Origin of the sequence: Campylobacter sp. RM12651 (assembly GCF_022369475.1) — a bacterium.
GTDB lineage: Bacteria > Campylobacterota > Campylobacteria > Campylobacterales > Campylobacteraceae > Campylobacter_E.
The window spans coordinates 1,535,000-1,559,107 of record NZ_CP059600.1; the positions used below are offsets into that span (position 1 = coordinate 1,535,000).

Here is a 24,108-nt window from a genome sequence, read left to right on the forward strand (position 1 = left end):
TTGTCCTTACTTTATATAATTTATTAATGAGCCAAGACGCTCTATTCTACATTCAATCTTATCGCCACTTTTTAAAAATTTAGGTGGATTAAAGCCCATTCCAACACCACTTGGAGTGCCTGTGCTAATGATAGTTCCAGCCTTTAAACAGGTGTAATTTGATAATTCTTTTAAGATATAAGGAATATCAAAAATTAATAAATTAGTATTAGAACTTTGTCTTAATTCATCATTTACAAAACATTCTATTTTTAAATTACTTGCTTCTTTTATACTAAGACTTGTATTTATAAAACTACCAAACGGGCAAGAATTAGCTAAACTTTTTCCCATATACCATTGCTTATGTTTGTTTTGAATTGCCCTATCGCTAATATCATTTAAAATGGTATATCCTAAAATATAATCATCAAAATCACTTGTATCATCTAATTTATAAGCGTCTTTTCTAAGTATAAATGCAAGTTCGCATTCATAGTCTAATTTTTCGCCACTAATATCTAAAATATCAAATGGATTAGAAAACTCATTTACTCTTTTTGCAAAATAAACAGCTTCTTCTCTTTTGCCATCAAACTCAATTCCTTTAAATTTATAGCTTTCTTTTGCGTGTTCTAAATAATTTATCCCTAAGCATATAATATCTTGATAAGGAGATTTGATTGGAGATAATAACTTAACTTCGCTAAGCATAAAAGCATCTTCAATCAATTCTAATCTATCAAAATAAGAAGAATAATTTTTAAAATAACCCACCTTATTATTATCGCCTAAATTCCCATGATAAACTACATTATCTTTCATAAATCTAATCAATTTCATACTAACCCCTTTTTACTAGATTTTCTAAAATATATTGCTCTAATTTAGTCTTAGGTATGCTAAGTTCATTTGCTTTATTATAAATTTCAACAACAATTGCGTTGTATTTTTCATATTCAAAATGCGATAAATGTATTTGCCACGCTGCTTTTATTTGTCTAAGACTTGCTATTTTTCTTGTATAAATCTTAAAAATATCAAAACATATAAAAATAGCAGAAGTTACAAATACAGCACTAATTAAACTAAAATGAAAGTCAATTTTTTCAAATAAAAAATGAGTAGCAATAGTTAATGGAGTAAGCACGATTAAACACAATATAAAATATATAAAATAAGTATTAAAATAATTAAACTTAAAATGTAATTTCGCTGGGTCAATTAACATTCCTTCATTATAAAGACTATTTGCTTCTATTAAATCTAAAAATTTTACAGGCTCATTTGAGAATTTAAAAAGCTTATTAATTAGTAATTCTTTCATTTCAATCCTTAAAAATTTCATTATATTTTAACGCTGCTAAATCAAAAAATTCTTTAGCTTTTTCATCTCCTAAAGATTTTTGAACGCACTCTTCAAATTCTGGTAAAAGTTTTAATAATTTATCTTTTAATTCATCGCTAGGTAAAGTCTTTATGGTATTTAAAACAGATACTAAAGCTAAGGCTTTTTCTTTATCATTTTCAGGCATTAAACTTGCGTATTTATTAAATATTTCTTCTAAATTATCGCACAATAATGCACATTTTTCGTTTTCATTATGAATTAGGCTTAAAACTTCTTCTTGAGTAAAATTAGCTGTATTTTTTTCTTCTTTTCTTACAAAATCTCCGTGTTTATCAAGCTCTTTAAAAACCTTTTTTAAAATAGTTACGAAAAACAATACTATAAAAATTATACCTATTACATAAATTCCAACTTCATTCATAGTTTATTTCCTTTTTTAAACACATTATCATAAACACTTAAAGCTACTGCTATAAAAATTATAATAAATGATATTAATTTATGTTGATTTATTGGCTCATTGTATAAAAAAATAGCAACTAAAAAAGAAATTATCGGGCAAATATATTGCATATATGAAAGTAATGTTAAGCTTAATTTTTGTGTAGCATAATTGTATCCTAACATAGGTAGCAAGGTTACAAGCCCACTAAGTGCAAGTAATACTCCTAAATAATCAATATCAAAATGAGCTAAATTCGTTGGGATAGAAAATAAAAATATTAAAGCAAAAGGAGTGATTAATAATGTCTCTAAGAAAAACCCATAAACGCTACTTACATAAACTTTTTTACGAATAATCGTATAAAAATTAACTAAGAGCGCTAAAGTAATTGATAATATAGGTAAAGCTCCTAAAGTAATTACTTCAAATAAACACGCAAAAATCACTAAACTAACACTAATAATTCCTAATTTACTCATATTTTCTTTTAAAAATACTTTTGCAAAAATTATCCCAAATAATGGACTTAAAAAATATCCTAAAGAAGTTTCTAAAATCAAATTCTTTTGAATCATATAAATATAAAGCCCCCAATCTCCACTAATTAAAGCACCACAAATAAAAAGATTAAAAGCCATTTTTAAAGATTTTAATTCTTGTAAAGCTTTTTTAAATTGCCCTATAATTATTAAAAATATTGCTAAAAATATAACCGACCAAACTATCCTATGCGACATTACTACAAAGGCATCTAATGTATCAAGTTGTTTGTAAAAAATAGGCACTAAACCCCAAAATACAAAAACAACAAAAGCTACAAAAAATCCATAATTCATAAAAATTTTTCCTTAAAATGTAAAACTTATCTCATATAATCATAATTTACTAAATTAAAAAAAGGAGAAACGATGAATTGGTCGCTAGATTCATATAAAAATTATAAAGCTCTTCAGCAACCAAACTATGAAAACAAGGAAGAATTAGAAAATGTAGTAAATGAATTAAAATCGTATCCACCTTTAATATTTGCTATGGAAGCAAATGAATTAAAAAACGAATTAGCAGCAGTTTGTAAAGGAGATGCGTTTTTATTACAAGGTGGTGATTGTGCTGAAAGTTTTAATGATTTTAGTGCAAATAATATCCGTGATATGTTTAAATTATTTTTGCAAATGGCATTAGTTTTGCAATTTGGTGGGTCAAAAAAAGTAGTAAAAATTGCTCGTATGGCAGGACAATTTGCAAAGCCTAGAAGCTCTGATTTTGAGAATAAAGATGGTATAAGCTTACCAAGTTATCGTGGAGATATTATAAATGATTGTGAGTTTTGCGAAAGTGCAAGAGTTCCAAAAGCTAAAAAAATGCTAAAAGCTTATATGCAAAGCTCTGCTACGCTTAATTTGCTTCGTGCATTTAGTGTAGGTGGACTTGCTGATTTAGCCCAAGTGCATAAATGGAATTTAGGTTTCGTAAGACGCGCTGATATTGATGATAAATACGCACTTTTAACTCAAAGATTAACAGAAGCACTTGATTTTTTTAAGGCTTGTGGAATAACTAGCTTAAATGATGCTAGATTACACGAAACAAAAATCTACACAAGCCACGAAGCCTTGCTTTTACCTTACGAAGAAGCACTTACTAGAATAGATAGCTTAAGTGGAGCTTATTATGATTGTTCAGCTCATATGCTATGGATTGGCGAGAGAACTCGTGGGCTTGATGATGCTCATGTGCATTTTTTAAGCGGAGTTAAAAATCCAATAGGTGTTAAAATAGGACCTAGTGCTAGTGCTAGTGATATATTAGCCTTAGCTGATAAGCTAAATCCACAAGATGAAGCAGGAAGATTAAATATAATCATTAGAATGGGTGCTAGTAAGATTAAAAATCTTGAAAATATCTTTAAAGAATTAAGCAAAGAACAAAGAAATATAATCTATAGCATAGACCCAATGCACGGCAATACTCAAAGCATAAATGGCTATAAGACTAGAAAATTTGATGATATTTTAGATGAAGTTAAAAATTTCTGGCATATTGCAAGAGCTAATAATATAATTCCTGGTGGGGTTCATTTTGAAATGACAGGACAAAATGTAACCGAATGTTTAGGCGGAAGCGTAGGAGTTAGCGAAAGCGATTTAGCAAGACGCTATGAGACCCAATGCGATCCTAGATTAAATGCAGACCAAGCATTAGAACTTGCATTTTTAATAGCTGAATTAATGAAGCAAAAATGAAAAACATTGTTTTAATCGGTTTTATGGGCTGCGGTAAAAGCACAACTGCAAGAAGGCTTAGTAAGATTATTAAAAAAGAAGTAGTAGATACTGATAGCATAATAAAACAAAGAACTGGGCTTGAGATTAAAGAGATTTTTGAGCGTTATGGAGAAGAATATTTTAGGAATTTAGAAAAAGAATTAAGAGATGAATTAGCCACAAAAAGTGATTTAATCATCTCTTGCGGCGGTGGTTTTGCTAATTTACAAGATTTAAGAAAATTAGGTTTTGTAGTGTTTTTAGACCTTAGTTTTTACAAAATCGCAACAAGGCTTAAAAACGATACTAAACGCCCATTATTTGATGAAAAGGCGAAATTGCTTTATGATAAAAGAATGCCACTTTATAATAACGCTTGTGATATAAAAGTAAATATTTTAAATCTAAAAGCAAGAGAACTTGCTAAGATTTTAGAATTTTTCTTAGGCACTAATATCACAAATGATGTTAGAAAAGCCTTTATAAAACCTAGCCTAAATAGAAAAATAAATCGTAAAATTAAACCTATAAAAACTGATAAGTTTAAATTAAACCCAATAAGAGCTAATTAACTTAGCTCTTATTATTGCTTCCCCATTTACACATCATATTAAGAATTGGTATTAATGATTTTCCTTTATTGCTTAGACTATATTCAACCTTAGGTGGGATTTGCGGATATTCGGTGCGTATTATTAAATCATCTTGCTCTAATTCTTTTAATGCCTTTGTTAAACTCTTAAAAGAAATTCCAATAAGCATTCTTTTAAGCTCATTATATCTTATAATCTCATTGATTGATAAAAGATACAAAATACTCATTTTATATTTTCCTGAAATTAGGTTTAGCGTATAATAAATTCCACATTTATTATAATCATTTTTTCTTTTCATTACTCTCCTTTTGGTTAGTATCTAACAATTTTGTTCGTATTGACTTAAAATAAAGTAAAAATTATAATACAATTTTATTTTTAAACAAGGAGAAATTATGAAAAATGTTTTATTAGTTAATGGTGCTAAGGCTTTTGCTAATGCAGGTGCAAGACTAAATGCAAGTTTGCAACAAGTTGCGTATGATACTTTAGTAGAAAATGGTTTTAATGTAGAACAAACCATAATTGATGATGGATATGATGTATTAGAAGAAGTAGAAAAATATGTAAGAGCTGATATTATAATTTATCAAATTCCAGGATTTTGGATGAATGCACCTTGGATAGTATGGGAATATTTTTCAAAAGTTTTTGGAGCTGCTTTTGGTAAATTATGTGCTAGTGATGGAAGAAGTAGAAGTGATGCTAGTAAAAAATACGGCTCTGGTGGGCTTAGTCAAAATAAAAAATATATGCTATCTTGGACTTGGAATGCACCTGAAGAAGCATTTACTGATAAAGAGCAATTTTTTGGTGGTGTCGGTATTGATGGAGTTAGCTTAAATCTTCATAAAACTCACGAGTTTTTAGGTATGAGTGCACTTAAAACTTTTGCTTGTTATGATGTAGTAAAAGACCCGCAAGCAGAAAAATATTTTAAAGACTATAAAGAACATATCTTAAATGAAATAGTAAAAAAATAATATTTTGGATTTAGGTTTTCTAAATCCAAAATTAAAAAAAATTAAATTTATTTTAAATATTTTTAATAATTTTATAATTTAAATTATAAACAAATAATTTATATATTTTTAAGTTCATATTACCTATAATCAAAATCTTAATCTAAATCAACAAACAAGGAAAAACTATGAAACTATCAACCAAAATTGCATTGTTTTCATTCATTGGAATTTTAATTAATTCTATAGTTTTAGTATCACTTCATAAATACTATGATAACTACTCTGTAAATTACACAAAACATACGGTAGAAGATGAAATCTTAACCGCTAAAAAACAACAGGTTAAAGCCCTAGTAGAAAGCGTTTTAAGGTATTCTGGTGCTATTTATGAAAAGCATAAAAACGATGGCACTTTAAATAATTTTAAGGCTGAATTACAAGAATATTTATCAAAAGTAAGATTTGGTAGAGCAAATAGTTATTACACCGTATTTGATAAAGATGGAAATATATATTACCATCCATCATCATCTTGGATTAATACTAATAAATATAACGAAAACGACGCTAAAGGTATGAAATTCGTCCAAGAAATGATTAAGAGTGCTGATAATAACGATGGTTATGTTAGATATTTTTATGAAGACGCAAATACAAATAAAGTAATGGAAAAATTATCATACACTAGCAAAGATAAAGCAAGCGGTCTTTATTTTATGACTTGGTTATCTTGGGAGACAATTAGCAAAACTTCAATAGAAAAAGTATCAAAAGATACAGAAGAACAAAGCTATAATAATATGATTACTTTTATAATTACTACTGCACTTATAATAATTGCGATTGTAAGCTTATCAATTATCTTCGTAAAATTCCAAATCACTCGCCCACTAAACAATCTAACAGCTAAATCAAACGAACTTAGCAGTGGAGATGGAGATTTAACTAAAAAGCTAGATGATAAAGGTAATGATGAAATAGCTCAAGCTTGTAAAGCTATTAATATATTCTTAGAAAAAGTAAGAATTCTAATAGCACAAGCAAAAGATATCTCAAATGAAAACGCTTCAATAGCAAATGAATTAAGCCACACAAGTCTTCAAACAGGTAAGCGTGCAGAAGAAGGTAGCGTAATAGTTACAGAAGTAGCTAATAAAGGAACTAATACTAAAGCAAACCTTGATAAAGGTGTAATTGGTGCAGCTAAAGGTAAAGATGAATTAAGTAATGCAAGTAAGTTTATAAAATCAGCAAACGATGCTATTAATTCATTAACTAATCAAATAAATCATAGTGCTGATATAGAAAGTGCTTTAGCTAGTAAGATTGAGCAATTAAGCCGTGATGCTGATAATGTTAAATCTATTTTAGAAATAATTAATGATGTAGCAGACCAGACTAACTTACTTGCACTAAATGCTGCAATAGAAGCAGCACGTGCAGGAGAGCATGGTAGAGGATTTGCCGTAGTAGCTGATGAAGTAAGAAGCCTAGCAGAAAGAACTCAAAAAAGCCTTAGTGAAATAAATGCAACAATAAGCGTTATAGTTCAAGGTATTAAAGATGCAAGCGAACAAATGAGCACTAATTCAGCAGAAATTAGTAAATTAACTCAAGTAGCAAGTAATACCCAAGATACAATTAATGAAATGGGTAAAGTAATGAGTGAAGCTGTAAAAATTAGTGAAGCAACTGTAAATGATTATATAAGCACAAGCAAAGATATGAGCGAGATATTAAGTGGAGTAAATAATATGAATACTATCACTAATGAAAACGCAAGAAGCGTAGAAGAAATAGCAGGAGCAGCAAATCATCTAAGTGAGATGACAGAACAACTAAACAAAAAGCTAAATGAATTTAGAACTTGATTTATTAGCTTAAAAATAAACTTATTATTAGGAATTAGTATGCTAGTTCCTAATATGTAATTTATTAAAAAATCTTTTTTAATTCTTCTAAAGCCTTAAATCTGTGGCTAATTTTATTTTTTTCATCTTGACTAAGCTCTGCAAAAGTCTTACTTAATCCTAAAGGAATAAACATACTATCATAGCCAAAACCATTATTACCGCTTTCTATTTTACTAATCGTTCCATCGCAAACGCCTTTTGCAAATTCTATCTTTGAATTAGTAATTAAGCATAAAACGCAAACAAAACTAGCCTTACTAAAATCAACTCCAACTTTTGTTAATTCAAGGCGTAATTTTTCTCTATTTTTAGCATCTTTTTCATCACTAAAATCATTTGCGTATCTAGCAGAAAAAATGCCTGGAGCATTATCTAAAGCCTCAACGCAAAGACCACTATCATCAGCTAATACTGCATAATTTTTCTTATCTTCTTCGCTTAATTTATCCCACAATGCTTTTGCTTTAATTTTTGCATTTTGTTTAAAGCTATTTCCATTTTCAATAGGATTAAAATCACTCACAAAATCACTTGCTAAATAAAGCTCACAATTTGTTAATAATTCTTTAAATTCTTTTAATTTACCACTATTTGAACTCGCAATTATTATTTTCATTATCTATCCTTTATAATTTTTAGTATTATAAGTAATAAAAATACCAAAAGGACAAACCATTAAAGATTTAATAATTATTGGAGCTGGAGCAGCGGGATTATTTTTGGCTGCTAATTTGAAAAAAAATGCTTTAATTTTAGAGCAAAATAACGCCGTTGCTAAAAAACTTTTAATAAGTGGTGGTGGCAAATGTAATGTAACAAATGAAAATATCAATATTAAATCGTATTTATGCGATGATTATGATAAATTAAAGCAAAGTTTAGATGAGTTTAGCTATCAAGATAATCTTAATTTTTTTAAAGGAATTAAGTTTAATAAAATTAGAAATAAGCAGTTTTTTGCTCCTAATTCTTCATTAATCCTTGATAGATTATTAAGTCAAAATAAATCAAAAATTATGCTAAATACTAAAGTTTTAGGCTTAGAAAAGGCAAATAATTCTTATAAAATCATCACAAATAAAGGCGAGTTTTTAGCTAAAAATGTAGTAATTGCTACTGGTGGGATTTCTTTTGCTACTTTAGGAGTAAGCGATATTGCATTAAAAATTGCAAAAGAATTTCAAATAGGATTTAGCGAGTTTTTACCTGCTTTAGTGCCACTTACTTTACAAAAAGATGAGTTTTTTATGAAAAATCTTAGTGGAATTAGCATTGAAGTTTGCATTAATGATATTTTTAAAGGTTCTATGTTATTTACCCATAAAAGTATTAGTGGCCCTGTGGTTTTGAGTGCTTCATTGTTTTGGACTAAAGGCAAAATCAAAATTAATTTTCTAAATGATTTTAAAATAGATTTTAGTAGTTTAAAGCAAGCTAGCACGCATTTATCTTTACCTAAAGCTTTTATTAAAGAATACTTAAATGCAAATAATTTAAGCGATAAAGCAATGAATAAATATAATTTAGAAGAAAAAGAGATTATAAATAAATTATATAATTATGAGTTCGCACCAGCAGGAAATCTAGGCTTTAATAAAGCAGAAGTTTGTAAAGGTGGAGTTAGTCTAAAAAGCCTAAATGAGCATTATGAAAGCTTAGAAAATAAAGGTTTATTTTTCATAGGTGAATGTTTAAATGTAGCAGGGATTTTAGGCGGATTTAATATACATTTTGCATTTGCTAGTGCAAAAAAATTGGCAAATTATTTAAACAAGGAGTTAAAAGATGATTGATTTATCAAATAATGAAAATACCTTAATAAAGCACGATTTTAAAAGCATTATGAATGATTATGATTTAATGTGTAAATACCCTTGCGATAGCGAGTATTTGCTAAAAGAAGAACTAGCCAAAAAGCATAATGTAAAATCAAATAACATAAGCTTAGGTTGTGGCTCAAGCGATATTATTTATAGAACAATTTGTGCTTTAAATGCAAGAGCAAAAAGCGAAAATAAAGAGCTTAATTTAATAGTTCCTATGCCAACATTTGATTTGGTTTTAAGCATTGCAAAAGCTTTAAAAGTAAAAATCACTTATATTTATTTAAAAGATGATTTTATCCTAAATGTAAATGATATAAAGCCATTAAAAAACTCATATAATTTAATTTACATTACCAATCCAAACAACCCAAGTGCAAAAGAGCTTAGCCAAAATGATTTAGAGTATTTATGCTCAATTTGTAAGGATAATACTTATATGATTTTAGATGAAGCTTATGCTGAATACAATGCTAATTTTATAAGTATTAAAAAATGTCAAAAAAATATAATAATTACTAGAACCTTTTCTAAAATCTATGCTCTAGCAGGACTTAGAATAGGATATGCTATTGCTGAAAATGAATTGCTTTCTTTTATTGATGAGTTTATTTTAATAGACAATATCAATGCTTATGCTTTATTTTGTGCTATAAATGCTTTAAAAGATGAAGAATTTGTAAATAAAGCAAGAGCTATGACCTTAGAAAATAAGGCTAAATTAGAGCAAGTTTTAAATGAGTTGGATATTTTTTATTTTAAATCTAATGCTAATTTTATTTTACATAAAATAAAAAGTGAAAATTATCATAATTTTATGCTAGAAAACGGCGTTAAAGTAGGTAGAAAAATACATAATTACCCTTTATTTAACAGAATTAGCGTAGGAAATATTGAAGAATTAAATGTATTTTTTAAAGCCTTAAAATTAGCAAAAGAAAAAGATTTAGTGTAAAAATAAATTAAGAATTTAATTCTTAATTTATATCAAATAAAGAAGGTGTATAACCACTTAATTTTAAAAGCGAATAAGCTTTAGTGGTTGCTACTCTTCCTTTTGCACTTTTTTCTATGTAATTATTTGCTATCAAATAAGGCTCGATTACATCTTCAATAGTTCTTTCATCTTCACTTAAAGCTGCTGCAATAGTATTTAAGCCCACTGCTTTTTTAGCCTTGCATAAAAACTCAAGATAATTTAAATCACACTCATCAAGACCTAATTCATTTACACCTAAACTCTCAAGCGCTAATTTAGCTCTTTTTAAAGTGATTTTTGTTTCATTATTTACTATGGCAAAATCCCTAACTCTTTTAAGAAGTCTAAGGGCAATTCTTGGTGTGCTTCTGCATCTTTTAGCTATTTCTTTACTAGCGTCGTTATCACAGGTAATATCAAGCTTTAAAGCAGCTTTGCTAATAATTAAGGCAAGTTCATCAGGGGTATAAAACTCTAGCCTACAATTAATCCCAAATCTATCCCTAAGCGGAGTTGAAATTCCACCGCTTTTAGTAGTAGCAGCAATTAAGCAAAACTTAGCTAAATCAATTTTAACGGTTTGAGCTGCAGGACCACTTCCTATTATAATATCAAGACGAAAGTCCTCCATCGCTGGATATAAAACTTCTTCAATAGCAGGGCTTAAGCGATGAATTTCATCAATAAATAATATATCTCCATCTTCAAGATTTGTAAGAATTGCAGCTAAATCTCCGCTTTTTTCTATCATAGGGGCTGCTGTGGTTTTGATATTTACTCCCATTTCATTTGCAATTATATTTGCTAAAGTAGTTTTTCCAAGACCTGCAGGGCCAAAAAATAAAGTATGATCAAGCGGAGCATTTCTTAACTTTGCTGATTTTATAAATACTTTTAAATTCTCTTTAGTTTTGTTTTGACCTACATATTCATCAAAAGTGCTTGGTCTTAAGCTAATTTCATATTTGCTATCATCTTTAAATTGTTCAATTTCAACTATTCTTTCCATTTTTTACCTTAAATAATGTTTGTAAATAATTTGTATAATCTTAGCAAAATATAAAAACGAGTGATTACATGAATAAAAATTTAGGACTTTTAGGGCAATTAGAATTAGAATTTGATTTTGATATCGTTGATGATTTTATGACCCATTTTAATATTTTTTGCGATTCTTTAGAGCCTGTTATTATCGCACTTGAAGATGAAGATAAATATAAAAATAAAGTAAATGAGCTTTTTAGAATGTTTCATAATATGAAAAGCGCTAGTGGTTTTTTAAAAATTAATCAATTCGTAAATATTTGTAAAATTGTTGAAGATGTCTTAGATGAAGCTAGAGATATGAGAGGTCCTGCTAGCGATGAATTAGTAGATTGGCTACTTTTTGTAACTGACCAATTTATGATATACAAAAGAGATTTTAACGATAATAATCCTTATCTATCGGCGTTAAATCCAAAAATTATTCACCTACCACAAAGGCTAAATAAATGAATGCTAAATATTTTATAACAGCTATTGTTTTATTGGTTTTATGTTGTTTGCTTTATTTATTTAAACCTTTTTTATTAACTATTGCAATTGCTGTTTTAATGGCAGTTGCTACTGCAAATCTTCATCATAAAATATTCGTAAAAACAAAAAGAAAATATGTAGCTCCAATAGTTTTAACAACTATGATGTCTTTATTGTTTTTTGCTCCACTTGCATACACTAGCTTTTCTTTAGCAAGTTCAATTAAAGACTTAGATATAGCTCAAATTCAAACAACAATTACAAAATTAAAATCAGCAGAATTTAATTTACCAAGCAATTTAGACTACATAGAGCCAAAAGTAAAAGAAGCTTTAAATGAAATAGATTTAAATAATGTAGGTAAAAATATATTAAATTATGCTTCAAATTTTACAAAATCAGGTGTTAAATTCTTTACTGAACTTATATTAATAATAATATTTTATTTCTTCGCAAATTATTATGGAGTAGAACTTGTAGGATTTTTTAGAAAACTTATGCCGCTTAAAAAAAGTGAATTTGAAAATGTATTAGGCGAAGTATCTAATGTAATGAGCGTTGTGTTTTACTCTGTAATTATTACTGCTGTTTTTGAAGGTTTATTATTTGCAGTATTTTTAATGTATTTTGGATATAACGGACTTTTAATGGGTATTTTATATGCAATATCTTCGCTAATTCCATTAATAGGCGGTGCTTTACTTTGGGTTCCTGTTAGTTTGTATGAATACTCTCACGGCAATACAGCAAATGCTATAATAATTGCACTTTATTCAATTATTATGATTTCTATTATTGCAGATACTTTTGTAAAACCATTAATAATTAGATGGATTAATGAAAAATTGTTAAAAACACCAGCAAATGTAAATGAGCTTTTGATATTTTTTGCAATGATTGCTGGTATTTCTACATTTGGCTTTTGGGGAGTTATATTAGGGCCTGCTATTTTGGCTTTATTTTTATCAGTTGTAAAACTTTATGTATTAATTATAGAAAAGCATTAAATTATTATTTTTTTAATACTTGGATTTAATCTAACTAAAGCTTCATAAACATTAGTATTAAAATAATTTGCGTATTTTAAAGCATCGTTAAATACGCAGATATTTTCTTTATTAGTATCTTCAATACTAAAGCTATCCATTGAGATTTTGCCTAAAACTTGTTCGTTATTTGCTAATTTAAATTCTTTTAAACCTTTATAATATAAAAGCCCATCTCCATATCCTAAATCATAATTAGCAACTTTTAAATCCTTATTAGATACAAAAATCTCATCATATCCAATACTATCTCCAGCACTAATAATTCTTGAGCTAATTTTTTCAGCCCAAAGACTTAAAACCGGCTTTAAATTAGCCTTTACATCGCAATATCCAAATTGTGCTAAACCTACTCTAGCAGCCTTATCGTATTCATTTTCATCTAAAAATAAAGTGCTAGAATTTGAAGAGTGAAAAAACACTTCATCAGAATAATTATTCTTTATAAACTCACACATTTTTATATAAAGTGGTTTTTGATTTTTAATATTATTGGGACTTGAATAATGAGTGAAAGCTGATACTAATTTCAGCTTTTTTTCTTTAATAATTTTTAGAGCTAATTCTAAATTGTTTTCACATATTCCACTTCTATGCATATTAGTATCAAGTTTTAAAGCGACTTTATCTTCATTATTTAAATAATCAAAATAACTCAAATCATTAATCGCTAAAATATAATTATCGCAAGCTTTATAATGCTTTGGAATTTGAGATAGTATTAATATATTTTTAAATTTATTTTGAATAATACTAGCTTCATTTATGTTTTTTACTGCGACATTTTTAATACCAAATTCTAAAGCCAAATCACTAATTATATTAATATCGTGCCCGTAAGCATTGTCCTTTAAAATAATGATTAATTTATCAATGCTACTAACTTTTTTTAAGCACTCATTTAAATTATAAAAATAATTTGCTTTATTAATTGTGATAAATGCCATTATTGCTCCGTTAAGATTGACATTTTTCCATTTACTAATTCAATATATAAAACTTTTTCGCCATTAAAAGTATAACTTGAAGTAGCATAATTTTCATAAAAAGTAATCTTAAATATTTTTCTTTGCTCTAAATTAGGATAAGGAATTATATTTATATCTTTAAATTGTATTGTTTTATCCTGCTTTCTACTAAAAATTGCCTTTTTTTGCTCCTTAAAAGCAGATATTTTCGTGCCATCATATTTAATAAACTCATCACTATAATAACTAAGATATGTTTTATAATCATTATTAGTCCAAGCATTTTTCCAGTCAAATAAATTAGCCAATATTAAAGCAATTTCATCAGCATTTGTGCTAACAACGCCTTTTTCATTAATTAATACATATATTTTTTTATTATTTACAATGCCATTAAAATCTAGCAAAACATCATTAGTCATTACAACACAACCCTTAGTCTTATAAGCATCATATCTTACATCGCCTTCAAGTGGAAAACCATGAATCCAAATTCCAGAGCCTGTTTTTTTACGAACTTTATCATATAAATTAGGATAGTTTAAAACAAAAGCATAAGGTCCATAATAATTATCAGGTGGAACCATTTTGTTTAAAACTTGATAAGCTCCAATAGGGGTTTTTAAGTCCCCTTCTCTTTCTTTATTACCCATAAGACCTGTTATTACGCTTTGCTCGAATTTAGGTGTTAATTTGTTGTTTTTTTCTTCAAATAAAACTAATTTTTGTTTATCTTTATCAACTACTACCACCATAGCATCATCGCTATAGTATCCATATTTTAAATCAAGTCCTTGCAATTGAGTTTGCCAAAACTTAACATCACTAAGTCCAGCTTCAAGCTTATTTTCAACTGCACCTATGCCATCTTTTAAATAAATTTGTAATAAATTGTCTGAATATAAATAAATTGATAATAATAAAATTATGATTTTTTTCACTATTAGCTCCTATAAAAGTTAAGGACTAATTATAAAAAGTAATTTTAAAGCTAAGTTAATACCAAAAATGTTTTTTTGATTATTGCTTTCATTAAGAAAAATTTATTTATAATCCTTATCGTTTTTATTAAAAAGGAGAATTCAATGAAAAAGATATTATTAGCGTTAAGTTTATGTGCAAGTTTATTTGCAAACAACATAGAAATAAGTGAGCCTTATGTTAAAATTACCCCACCAAATGCAAAAAATTCAGCTATTTTTATGAGTATTAAAAACAACTCAAATGAAGATATAAAATTAGTTGATGCTAAATGTGATTTTGCAAAAAATACAGAAATCCACACTCATATTCACGAAGATGGTATGATGAAAATGATTAGAATACAAGACGCAACAATCAAGGCAAATGATACTTTAGAACTAAAACCAAAAAGCTATCATATTATGCTAATGGATATTAAAGATAGCATTAAAGAAGATACTAAACTTAATTTAGAACTAAGCTTTAGTAATGGCGAAAAAGTTGAATTAAAAGACATTCCAGCAAAATCAATAATTCACGCTCATTAATGAAAAAATTAATATTTTTATTAGTAATAATTGCTATTTTTGCAAGTTTGTTTTATTTTTATCCAAATTCTAAAAAAAGGGAGTTAATCACTACATTAACTCCACTTAGTTGCGATTTAAATGTAAGTGAGTGTGAAGTAGATTATAATGGTAAAAAAATCATATTTGATTTAAGTCCAAAACCGCTAAAAACCTTAGAAGAAACAAAAGTAATTATTAAAAATTTAGAAGATTTTCCCAAATTAAATGCAAGACTTTATGGGCTTAATATGTATATGGGAGATATTGTAGGAGAATTTGAAAAGATTGATAATGCTTATATTGCAGATATTGTTTTTAGTGCTTGTACTGAAAATACTATGAGATATAGATTAGAATTATTTAATGATAATAAAAGCCTTGATTTATCTATAGATTTTGATGTTAGGAGATAGTATGAAAAAGCTAATTATTTTTATTTTTTTAGGATTAATCTTAACTGCTTGTTTTAATAATAAATATGATTTTAATTTAAAAGGAGCAGGTGATAAAACTTATACCCTTAAAGATTTTAAAGGAGATAATTTATTAATTTACTTTGGCTACACATTGTGTGCTGATATATGCCCTACTTCTTTAGCTATTGCCACTAAAGCTTTAAATGAATTAAATAGAAATGATATAAAAATATTATTTATTAGTCTTGACCCTAAAAGAGATACGGCAAATGATATAAATGAATATGTGCAATATTTTTATAAAAACTCACTAGGACTTGTGCCTAGCGAAGATGAGCTTAAAAGAATTTCAAAAAACTATGGGGTAAAATATGAGTATATTTATCAAGATAGTGCTGCTGAATACACCGTAGCCCATAGCTCAAGTTTTTATATAATTGATAAAGATGGTAATTTCAAAGGAGAAATAAGCAATTTAACAAATGCGAATGTTAAGAAAAAAATTAGCGAATTTTTAGGTAATAATTAACTATTTACTTTTACAATTCGGTTTTTAAATATATAAAGGAGAAATAATGGCTACTAAAAAAACTAGCGAAAAAGAAACAAAGCAAACAGCTAAAAAAACTACTGCTAAAAAAGAAACGGCTAAAAAAGAAGTAAGTAAAAAAGAAACTTCTAAAGAAGTAGCAAAAAAACCAACTGCAACAAAAGCTGAAAAAGTAGAAAAAGAAGTAGTTGAAGATAAAGCTGTTAAATCTAAATCAAAGGAAACTACATTGTCTAACGAAGTAAGTAAAGTTGAAGAATTACAAAATGAAATTGAAAAATTAAAAGCTGAACTTGGTATTATGAAACAATTCAACAATAATCGTGATAAAAACTCAAGCGATAAAATCTTTATGGAACTTGAAAAATTAAAAGAGATTATTTATGGTTTAGAAGATAGAATTGAAGAGCTTGAATATCAAGTAAGCGAAAAAGACGATTATTAATATTCATTCCGTTTTTCGGAATGAATTAAACTTATGCTATTTACATTTATTCTTTCATTAATTAGTTTTGTTGTTTTAATTATTTTTAAAGGTATTGATTTTACTTATTTAAATTCTTTATATGATTTTATAAGTTTTAAGACACTTGCCCTACTTTCTATGTTTATAGCTGTTAATAAATCCTTAGAATTAATAGGAGCATTTAAGCTACTTGCCTTTTATGTATTAAACAAAATTACCAAATTAAAAACCATAGCAATTTTACTAATACTAATATGTTTTTTTAGCTCTATGTTGGTTACTAATGATGTAGCGTTGCTTTGTTTTGTGCCTTTTAGTATTTATTTATTAAAAGAATTAAAAGCGAAAAAATTTACTATGCAAATCATAATATTACAAACAATAGCAGCAAATCTTGGCTCAATGCTAACCCCATTTGGAAATCCACAAAATTTATTTATATTCACATATTTTCATTTAGATTTTTTAAGCTTTTTTAAAAGCACTTATATTTACTGCTTTATATCTTTAATATTATTATTTATTTTTACCATAAATATTAAAAACAAAAACATAAAACTAAAAAATCTTATAAAAACTCAAATAAATCAAAAATTATTTATCCAAAACCTAGCATTATTTTTCATATCAATTTTATGTGTTAGTGAAATTTTAAATATATTTTTAGGCTTTTTTATAGTTTTTATAAGCTTATTTATTGGCAATAAAAACGCAATTTTTAAAGCTGATTTTTCTCTTATTATAATTTTTATAAATCTTTTTATATTTGTAAAAAATATAAGTTATTTTATAAGTATTAAAGAATTTGATATTTTTTATCTAAGTATATTTTTATCTTGGATTATTAGTAATGTTCCTGCTTGTGTGTTTTTAGCTAGTTTTACAAATGATTATAAAGAATTATTATTAGGGGTAAATATTGGCTCATTAGGGACTTTAATAGCTTCTATGGCGAGTTTAATTTCTTATAAATACTATATTAATTCTTATAAAAATAAAGCTTTTAAATACATAATCAATTTTACTTGGATAAATATTGTATTTTTAATAATTTTAGTAGTTTTTAAAGAATTATCCCGAATTTAATCGGGATAAAATTATTTCGTATTAAATATAAATTCCTTATCAAAATCAACTTCTACAAAAGATTTCAAATTCCCTTGTAAAATAAGCTCACTAAGTCTTGAATCAATTTCTTGATATATAGTTCTTTTTAAGGCTCTAGCACCATATTCATCACTATATCCTAGATTTAAAATTTCTAATCTTGCATTCTCACTAATACTAAAGCCAATTCCAAGTTCAGCTAATTTATTGCTAGTATTTTTAAGTAAAATATCAACAATTTGTAAGCATAAATCTTTATTTAAAGCATTAAATCCTACTATTTCATCAAGCCTATTTACAAATTCAGGTTTAAAGTATTTTAATAATTCTTTATTTATTAATTCATTTCTTTCTTTTTCATTTTTAATATCTACAAACTTAGCTGCTCCAATATTACTTGTAAATATTATTAAAGTGTTTTTAAAATCAACCCTAAAGCCTTTGTTATCACTCAAAGCTCCTTCATCTAACATATTTAAAAATATATTAAATATCTCAGGATGAGCTTTTTCTATCTCATCAAAAAGTAGCACCGAATAAGGTCTATTTTTAACAGCTTCTGTTAATTGTCCGCCTTCATCACTTCCTACATAACCAACCGCAGAACCTATTAAATTGCTTACTCTATAACTTTCAGCATATTCATTCATATCAAAACGAATTAAAGCCTTTTCATCATCAAAAAGCTCTTTTGCAATTGCTTTTGCTAATTCAGTTTTACCAACTCCTGTAGGCCCTAAGAATAAAAAGCTTCCTATAGGACGATTGCTATCACTAAGCCCTGCTTTATTTGCCCTTACTGCACGAGCTAGAGCTTTTATAGCTTTATCTTGTCCTACCACACGAGTTTGTAAATTATTTTCAAGATTTAAGTATTTTTCACTCTCATTGCTTAGTAATTTACTAACCTTTATTCCTGTCATTTTTGCTAAAATTAATGCGACTTGTTCATCATCAACTTCGTTTTTAAGTAAAGTTCCGCTTTGTTTTAACTCTTGCCAATTTGCCTTAGCATTCTCAAGCTCATTTTTAACTTGTGGGATTTTTCCGTATTCAATCTCTCCTGCTTTTTGATAATCTCCTTTATTTTTTGCAATATTTGCTTCATTTTGCAAATTATTAATCTCGTTCATTTTCTTTGAAATTTCAGCAAATACTCTTTGCTCGTTTTCAAATTTCATTCTTAATTTTCTTTCTTCTTCGCTAAATTCACTTAATTCATTTTCAATTTCTTTTAATCTTTCTTTATTTTTTTCTTCGCCTTCCATTAATAAAGCTTCTTTTTCAACTCTTAATCTAACGATATTATTTTTTACATTTCTTAAAGCACTTGGCTCACTTTCAATTTGCATTTTAAGTTCAGCCGCAGCTTCATCTATTAAATCTATTGCTTTATCAGGCAAAAATCTTCCTTGAATATAACGATTACTAAGCTTAACAGCAGCTACTAAAGCTTTATCATTAATACTTACATTATGATGAGCGCTTAATCTTTCTTTAAGACCCCTAAGCATTGCTATTGCATCATTTACGCTTGGTTCATTCACAATTATGCTTTGAAATCTTCTTTGCATTGCAGCATCTTTTTCAAAATATTTTTTATATTCTTTTAAAGTGGTTGCACCAATGGTTTTAAACTCGCCCCTACTTAAAGCAGGTTTAAGTATATTAGCAGCATCCATACTTCCTTCACTTGCACCTGCACCTAATATTGTATGAATTTCATCAATAAAAATTATGATATTAGGATTTGCTTTTACACTTTCAATTATATTTTTAAGTCTTTCTTCAAATTCCCCGCGGTATTTTGCTCCTGCAACAAGTGCTGCTAAATCAAGACTTAATATTTGTTTATTAGCTAAAGAGCTTGGCACTTGTTTATTAGCAATTGCTTGAGCTAGAGCTTCTACTATAGCTGTTTTACCAACTCCTGGCTCACCTAATAAAATAGGATTATTTTTGCTTTTTCTAATTAAGATTTGCATAAGCCTTTCTAATTCATTATCTCTTCCTGTAATTGGGTCAAGTTTGCCTGATTTTGCTAATTCAACTAGATTTGTGGTGTATTTTTCTAATTCTTTATTACTTATGTCATCTTGCTCTTTGTCACTAATTTTTCTATCACCTCTTAAAGCATTTAATTCGCTTTTTAATACAAGTAAATCTAAATAATCTTTTAATAACTCACAAATTCCACCCTTATCACACTCACTAATTATCCACATATCAGTGCTTAAGTAGCTATCACCTTTACTTAAAGCAAATCCAATAGCCTTTTCAAGTGAAGTTAAAAGCGCATTGCTAGGTTTTACATTATTAGCATTTACTCCATCGCTTTTTACTAAATTATCAGCCTTGCTTTTTAGCATTAGTGAAATTGCAGTTTTATCTATTGATAATTTATTAAATACTTGATTAAGAATAGAGCTTGAATCATTAGCAATAGCCCATAAAATATGAAATGGTTCTATATTTGGATTTTTATTAAATACACATAAGCTTACTGCTTGACTTAAAGTTTCATTAAATTGATTTGTTAATTTATCTTGAATATTCATATTATCTCCTTTAATTGATATGGTTCGCATTATATTACTTTAGTCTATTATTGTCAAGTATAAAATTAAATTTATCACTTAAATATATTAAGTGCTAAGTTTTTTATTTAAAAATACACATAATTGCTTACTTGTATTTAAAAAATTGCGTTAAAATCACAGCTTTAATCTTAAATCTTATTGGAGCTATCGTGAATTTTAATAAAAAGATATTTTTGTGTGTTGCACTTGGAATTTCGTTGTTTGCAAAAACTGATGAAGAAGCTGAAAGACAAGCATTTTCAAAGCTTATTAAAACTTTTAGAATGATTGAAGCAAATTATGTTGATGAAATCAGTATAGAGCAACTTGTGGATAAATCTTTAGAAGGATTATTGAGTAATCTTGACGCACATTCAGCATTTTTAAATGAAAAGAATTTCAAATCTTTACAAGAAAGCACAAACGGAGAATTTGGCGGTCTTGGAATGACTTTATCAATTAAAGATAATGCAATAACCGTTATTGCACCAATTGAAGGAACACCTGCTGATAAAATTGGTATAAAATCAGGCGATGTTATTTTAAAAATTGAAAATGAAAGCACGATAGGAATGAATCTTGATGACGCAGTTTCTAAAATGCGTGGCAAACCAAATACTAAGATTAATATTACAATATATAGAAAAGGCGAGAAAAAGCCACTAGATTTTACGATAACAAGAGATATTATAAAAGTTGAAAGCGTTTATACTAAAAAAATAGAAAATACAGACTTTTTATACATTAGAATTACAAGTTTTGATAGAAATGTTGTAAGTAAAGTAAAAGACGCATTAGCTATTAATAAGGATATTAAAGGGATAGTAATTGATTTAAGAAACAATCCAGGTGGTTTATTAAATCAAGCTACAGATTTATTGAATTTATTTATTGATAAAGGTATTTTAGTATCTCAAAAAGGAAGAGATGAAAGTGCTAAAATAGATACTTTAGCAATTAAAGGTGCTGCAATAAATACAAAAATACCTATTAGTATAATTGTAAATGGTGGAAGTGCAAGTGCAAGCGAAATCGTAAGTGGAGCTATGCAAGATAGAAAAAGAGCGATTATTGTTGGTGAGAAGACTTTTGGCAAAGGAAGTGTTCAAATGATTAGAGAAATCAATGATAAAGAAGGTATAAAACTAACAATTGCAAAATACTATCTACCAAGTGGAAGAACAATTCAAGCAGTAGGAGTTACTCCTGATATTATTGCGTATCCTGGTAAGGTAAATACTGAAGATAGTGGCTTTAGTATAAAAGAAAGCGAACTTAAAAAGCACCTAGAAAATGAATTAGAAAAAATTGATGGTAAAAAAGAAAACAAAACCGATAAAAATACACTAACTCAAGAGCAAATCAATGAAGATTCTCAATTAAAATCAGCAATTGATGCTTTAAAAATCTTAGTAATTAAAGGAAATTAATGAAGAAAATAATCTTTTTGATATTTGCTAGTATTTTATTTGCAGCTCCATCAAAAGAATTAAGTGTAATGGACGCTCAAGTTTATACAAACCTTAATCAAAATAATGAAGATGCAAATAGTTTTACTAGCGATATTAAAGAAGAATTTAATGATAAAGTAGAACTTGCTATTAATGCTAATTTTTCAAAAAATTCTGTAAAAACTAAAGAAGTTTTTTATATAGATATAACAATTAATTCTAATTACAAAACAAATTTTACTCCGCAAATTAATTTTGAAAAAAGCATTGATATGCAACAATTAAATAAAGATATTAAATTTAATAGCGAAAATGGAATTTATACTACTCGTGTTTATTTTCAAGCAAATACAGCAAATGCTAAACTAAACTCAATTGATGCTAAGTTATTTAGAAATACTCAAGAAGTAGGAAATGCTAAAATCAGCCTAGATAATTTAAAAATTGAAGAATTAAAATTTAATAAAGATTATGTAGAGTTAGTTGCAAGTGATTTAAAAATTACGAATTTAAAATGCACTGAATATGATGAAACTAGCGTTATATGTGGAATGGACGCAAAAGCAAATAACACTAATTTTAATAATTTTTCTTTAAAAACTGCAAAATCGCAAAGCATTACAAATGTCGGAAAAGACTATGAAAATGCAAAATGCTCAATTGCTTTAATTTTTCCTAATAATATGAAAAATTTCTCTTTTTCATATTATGACCCATTAGAAAATAAATTCATAGAATATTCTAATAAAATCATAGTAGAATCTGAAGAAATAAGCACTCAAACAGACTTAAATCCAATAACAAAAGAAATTAATTTTTATTTACAAATTGGAAGCTTAATCTTAGCTGTAATTTGTCTCATAATTGTAGTAATTTTTAAAAGGTTTTTTTCTTTAATAGCACTTGCTATAGTTTTTGTGGCTTTTAGCTTTATTGATGGTGGGAATTTTAGTAGTGCTAAATTAAAATCAGGTGCAAGTGTTAGAATTTTACCAACTAATAATTCAACTATTTTTTATAAAAATACTGACATAAAAGAAGTAAAAATCATAACCAAAAAAGACAATTTTGTGAAAATAGCACTTGATGAAAATACAAGTGGTTGGGTAAAAAATGAAGATATTGAATAAAATCTTAAGTATTTTTCTAGCAATAATTATAGCAATCAGCATTGCTTTCGTAATTGTTTTAATGTTTATTTTCCCTAAAAAAAATTGGGTTATTAGAAAAACTTGGGCAAAATTTATCCGTAAATTATGCTGTTATAAAATAGAAATAAAAGGCGATTTTAATCCTAATGCAAGAATGATTATCCTAAATCATCGCTCAATGCTAGATATTATCGCACTTGAAGATGTATATCCATACGATTTAGCTTGGATTGCAAAAAAACAGATTGAAGAATTATTTTTCTTTGGAAATATCATAAAACTACCTAAAATGATTTCAATAGATAGAGAAAACGCAAGAGATTTCGTAAGAGTTATAAATGAAGCAAACGATAGATTAAATAATAATAGAAACATATCTATGTTTCCTGAAGGAACTAGAAGTGATGGCTATGAATTATTAAGATTTAAAAAAGGCGCTTCAATGCTAGCTACTAAGTTAGATGTTTTAGTTCAACCTGTTGTAATTATTGGTTCAAAAGAGATTTTAGATAGTAAAAGAATAACAATTCACTTAGGTAAAAAACTTACAATAATACCTTTACAACCACTAAAAGCTAATGAATTAGACAATGCAAAAGACTTAATGCAAGAAGCAATTAATGAATATTTCAAGGCTAATGAGTGAATATTTTTATGGTTGCTTTAGGTGGAGCCATTGGTGCTGTTTTAAGATATATTTTAAGCACTTTTATAAATCGTAATTTTGATTTTAAATTCTTTATAGCTGGGACATTAATCGTTAATTTAATAGGCTGTTTTTTGATAGGATTATTTTATGCACTAGCTAAAAATTACGAGAGTTTAAACGAGATAAGATTATTAATAGTAGTAGGATTTTTAGGTGCTTTTACTACTTTTTCATCAATTACTTATGAGAGCATAACATTATTAAAATCATTAGGCTTCGTTGCCTTTAGTGCAAATATTATTTTAAATGTAGTATTTGGACTAATAGCAACTTATATTGCTTTAAATTTTTTTAAATAGG

Annotated in this window: 27 protein-coding genes; 17 read left to right on the forward strand and 10 right to left on the reverse strand. The window is 27.2% G+C overall.

The window, feature by feature from the left end:
- Nucleotides 1-6: 6 nt before the first annotated feature.
- Genes AVBRAN_RS07570 through rarD form a run of 4 tightly spaced genes read right to left on the reverse strand, consistent with a single transcriptional unit; the run spans nucleotide 7 to nucleotide 2,611 of the window.
- Nucleotides 7-822, reverse strand: coding sequence for a fumarylacetoacetate hydrolase family protein (locus tag AVBRAN_RS07570; protein ID WP_214118142.1), 816 nt, complete (start codon nucleotides 820-822; stop codon nucleotides 7-9).
- 1 nt (nucleotide 823) lies between these two features.
- Entirely contained in the window at nucleotides 824-1,306 is a 483-nt protein-coding gene (locus AVBRAN_RS07575; protein ID WP_214118144.1) for a hypothetical protein, read from the reverse strand.
- A gap of 1 nt (nucleotide 1,307) precedes the next feature.
- Nucleotides 1,308-1,751, reverse strand: a complete 444-nt coding sequence (locus tag AVBRAN_RS07580; protein ID WP_214118147.1) for a hypothetical protein — start codon at nucleotides 1,749-1,751, stop codon at nucleotides 1,308-1,310.
- Nucleotides 1,748-2,611 (reverse strand): EamA family transporter RarD, encoded by an 864-nt coding sequence (gene rarD / locus AVBRAN_RS07585; protein ID WP_239802964.1) that lies wholly within the window; start codon nucleotides 2,609-2,611, stop codon nucleotides 1,748-1,750. The genes AVBRAN_RS07580 and rarD overlap by 4 nt, the downstream gene beginning before the upstream one ends.
- A 72-nt stretch (nucleotides 2,612-2,683) precedes the next feature.
- On the opposite strand from rarD, the gene AVBRAN_RS07590 reads away from it, so the two are divergent.
- Nucleotides 2,684-4,018, forward strand: a complete 1,335-nt coding sequence (locus AVBRAN_RS07590) for a 3-deoxy-7-phosphoheptulonate synthase class II (RefSeq protein WP_214118150.1) — start codon at nucleotides 2,684-2,686, stop codon at nucleotides 4,016-4,018.
- On the forward strand, nucleotides 4,015-4,611 hold the full coding sequence (locus tag AVBRAN_RS07595) for a shikimate kinase (RefSeq protein WP_214118152.1): 597 nt from the start codon (nucleotides 4,015-4,017) through the stop codon (nucleotides 4,609-4,611). Before AVBRAN_RS07590 ends, AVBRAN_RS07595 begins: the two co-directional genes overlap by 4 nt.
- Before the next feature lies 1 nt (nucleotide 4,612).
- On the opposite strand, the gene AVBRAN_RS07600 is transcribed toward AVBRAN_RS07595, so the two are convergent.
- On the reverse strand, nucleotides 4,613-4,933 hold the full coding sequence (locus AVBRAN_RS07600; protein WP_239802965.1) for a helix-turn-helix domain-containing protein: 321 nt from the start codon (nucleotides 4,931-4,933) through the stop codon (nucleotides 4,613-4,615).
- Nucleotides 4,934-5,030: 97 nt separating this feature from the next.
- Between AVBRAN_RS07600 and AVBRAN_RS07605 the strand changes: the two genes are divergently transcribed.
- Entirely contained in the window at nucleotides 5,031-5,618 is a 588-nt protein-coding gene (locus AVBRAN_RS07605; RefSeq protein WP_214118156.1) for an NAD(P)H-dependent oxidoreductase, read from the forward strand.
- A gap of 167 nt (nucleotides 5,619-5,785) precedes the next feature.
- A complete protein-coding gene (locus tag AVBRAN_RS07610) occupies nucleotides 5,786-7,471 on the forward strand; it encodes a methyl-accepting chemotaxis protein (RefSeq protein ID WP_239802966.1) in 1,686 nt (561 codons plus the stop codon).
- A 64-nt stretch (nucleotides 7,472-7,535) separates the two neighbouring features.
- Here AVBRAN_RS07610 and rdgB read toward each other — a convergent pair whose 3' ends face one another.
- The gene (rdgB, locus tag AVBRAN_RS07615; RefSeq protein ID WP_214117295.1) at nucleotides 7,536-8,129 is read right to left on the reverse strand and encodes an RdgB/HAM1 family non-canonical purine NTP pyrophosphatase; all 594 of its coding nucleotides are present in this window, start codon (nucleotides 8,127-8,129) and stop codon (nucleotides 7,536-7,538) included.
- A gap of 76 nt (nucleotides 8,130-8,205) precedes the next feature.
- On the opposite strand from rdgB, the gene AVBRAN_RS07620 reads away from it, so the two are divergent.
- Nucleotides 8,206-9,306, forward strand: coding sequence for an aminoacetone oxidase family FAD-binding enzyme (locus AVBRAN_RS07620; RefSeq protein WP_275592002.1), 1,101 nt, complete (start codon nucleotides 8,206-8,208; stop codon nucleotides 9,304-9,306).
- The gene (locus AVBRAN_RS07625) at nucleotides 9,299-10,291 is read left to right on the forward strand and encodes a histidinol-phosphate transaminase (RefSeq protein WP_239802968.1); all 993 of its coding nucleotides are present in this window, start codon (nucleotides 9,299-9,301) and stop codon (nucleotides 10,289-10,291) included. The genes AVBRAN_RS07620 and AVBRAN_RS07625 overlap by 8 nt, the downstream gene beginning before the upstream one ends.
- Nucleotides 10,292-10,313: 22 nt before the next feature.
- Here AVBRAN_RS07625 and ruvB read toward each other — a convergent pair whose 3' ends face one another.
- Nucleotides 10,314-11,324 carry a Holliday junction branch migration DNA helicase RuvB gene (ruvB, locus tag AVBRAN_RS07630; RefSeq protein ID WP_214117299.1) on the reverse strand — a complete coding sequence of 337 codons (1,011 nt, stop codon included), beginning with the start codon at nucleotides 11,322-11,324 and terminating at the stop codon, nucleotides 10,314-10,316.
- A 68-nt stretch (nucleotides 11,325-11,392) separates the two neighbouring features.
- Here ruvB and AVBRAN_RS07635 point away from each other — a divergent pair, with 68 nt between their 5' ends.
- On the forward strand, nucleotides 11,393-11,812 hold the full coding sequence (locus AVBRAN_RS07635) for an Hpt domain-containing protein (RefSeq protein WP_214117301.1): 420 nt from the start codon (nucleotides 11,393-11,395) through the stop codon (nucleotides 11,810-11,812).
- Nucleotides 11,809-12,840 (forward strand): AI-2E family transporter, encoded by a 1,032-nt coding sequence (locus tag AVBRAN_RS07640; RefSeq protein WP_214149804.1) that lies wholly within the window; start codon nucleotides 11,809-11,811, stop codon nucleotides 12,838-12,840. Before AVBRAN_RS07635 ends, AVBRAN_RS07640 begins: the two co-directional genes overlap by 4 nt.
- On the opposite strand, the gene AVBRAN_RS07645 is transcribed toward AVBRAN_RS07640, so the two are convergent.
- Together AVBRAN_RS07645 and AVBRAN_RS07650 are read right to left on the reverse strand one after the other, a co-directional pair.
- Nucleotides 12,837-13,826, reverse strand: a complete 990-nt coding sequence (locus AVBRAN_RS07645; RefSeq protein ID WP_239802969.1) for an alanine racemase — start codon at nucleotides 13,824-13,826, stop codon at nucleotides 12,837-12,839. The two genes, AVBRAN_RS07640 and AVBRAN_RS07645, sit on opposite strands and share 4 nt — an antisense overlap.
- Entirely contained in the window at nucleotides 13,826-14,788 is a 963-nt protein-coding gene (locus AVBRAN_RS07650) for a L,D-transpeptidase family protein (protein ID WP_214117312.1), read from the reverse strand. Before AVBRAN_RS07650 ends, AVBRAN_RS07645 begins: the two co-directional genes overlap by 1 nt.
- Before the next feature lie 144 nt (nucleotides 14,789-14,932).
- On the opposite strand from AVBRAN_RS07650, the gene AVBRAN_RS07655 reads away from it, so the two are divergent.
- From AVBRAN_RS07655 to AVBRAN_RS07675, 5 genes are read left to right on the forward strand one after another with little or no spacing between them, the layout of a single operon-like run.
- A complete protein-coding gene (locus tag AVBRAN_RS07655; RefSeq protein WP_239802970.1) occupies nucleotides 14,933-15,358 on the forward strand; it encodes a copper chaperone PCu(A)C in 426 nt (141 codons plus the stop codon).
- On the forward strand, nucleotides 15,358-15,792 hold the full coding sequence (locus AVBRAN_RS07660) for a hypothetical protein (RefSeq protein ID WP_214117315.1): 435 nt from the start codon (nucleotides 15,358-15,360) through the stop codon (nucleotides 15,790-15,792). Before AVBRAN_RS07655 ends, AVBRAN_RS07660 begins: the two co-directional genes overlap by 1 nt.
- A gap of 1 nt (nucleotide 15,793) precedes the next feature.
- On the forward strand, nucleotides 15,794-16,324 hold the full coding sequence (locus AVBRAN_RS07665) for an SCO family protein (protein WP_214117317.1): 531 nt from the start codon (nucleotides 15,794-15,796) through the stop codon (nucleotides 16,322-16,324).
- A 46-nt stretch (nucleotides 16,325-16,370) separates the two neighbouring features.
- The gene (locus AVBRAN_RS07670; protein ID WP_214117318.1) at nucleotides 16,371-16,790 is read left to right on the forward strand and encodes a hypothetical protein; all 420 of its coding nucleotides are present in this window, start codon (nucleotides 16,371-16,373) and stop codon (nucleotides 16,788-16,790) included.
- A 33-nt stretch (nucleotides 16,791-16,823) separates the two neighbouring features.
- A complete protein-coding gene (locus AVBRAN_RS07675; protein WP_239802971.1) occupies nucleotides 16,824-17,897 on the forward strand; it encodes an SLC13 family permease in 1,074 nt (357 codons plus the stop codon).
- Between the two features lie 11 nt (nucleotides 17,898-17,908).
- Here AVBRAN_RS07675 and AVBRAN_RS07680 read toward each other — a convergent pair whose 3' ends face one another.
- Nucleotides 17,909-20,476, reverse strand: coding sequence for an ATP-dependent Clp protease ATP-binding subunit (locus tag AVBRAN_RS07680; protein WP_239802972.1), 2,568 nt, complete (start codon nucleotides 20,474-20,476; stop codon nucleotides 17,909-17,911).
- Nucleotides 20,477-20,667: 191 nt separating this feature from the next.
- Between AVBRAN_RS07680 and AVBRAN_RS07685 the strand changes: the two genes are divergently transcribed.
- From AVBRAN_RS07685 to crcB, 4 genes are read left to right on the forward strand one after another with little or no spacing between them, the layout of a single operon-like run.
- Entirely contained in the window at nucleotides 20,668-21,927 is a 1,260-nt protein-coding gene (locus tag AVBRAN_RS07685; RefSeq protein WP_239802973.1) for a S41 family peptidase, read from the forward strand.
- The gene (locus tag AVBRAN_RS07690) at nucleotides 21,927-23,078 is read left to right on the forward strand and encodes a hypothetical protein (protein ID WP_214117324.1); all 1,152 of its coding nucleotides are present in this window, start codon (nucleotides 21,927-21,929) and stop codon (nucleotides 23,076-23,078) included. The genes AVBRAN_RS07685 and AVBRAN_RS07690 overlap by 1 nt, the downstream gene beginning before the upstream one ends.
- Nucleotides 23,062-23,745 (forward strand): lysophospholipid acyltransferase family protein, encoded by a 684-nt coding sequence (locus AVBRAN_RS07695; RefSeq protein WP_239802974.1) that lies wholly within the window; start codon nucleotides 23,062-23,064, stop codon nucleotides 23,743-23,745. Before AVBRAN_RS07690 ends, AVBRAN_RS07695 begins: the two co-directional genes overlap by 17 nt.
- Nucleotides 23,742-24,107 (forward strand): fluoride efflux transporter CrcB, encoded by a 366-nt coding sequence (crcB, locus tag AVBRAN_RS07700; RefSeq protein ID WP_214117327.1) that lies wholly within the window; start codon nucleotides 23,742-23,744, stop codon nucleotides 24,105-24,107. The genes AVBRAN_RS07695 and crcB overlap by 4 nt, the downstream gene beginning before the upstream one ends.
- The last annotated feature ends 1 nt before the right edge of the window (nucleotide 24,108 follow it).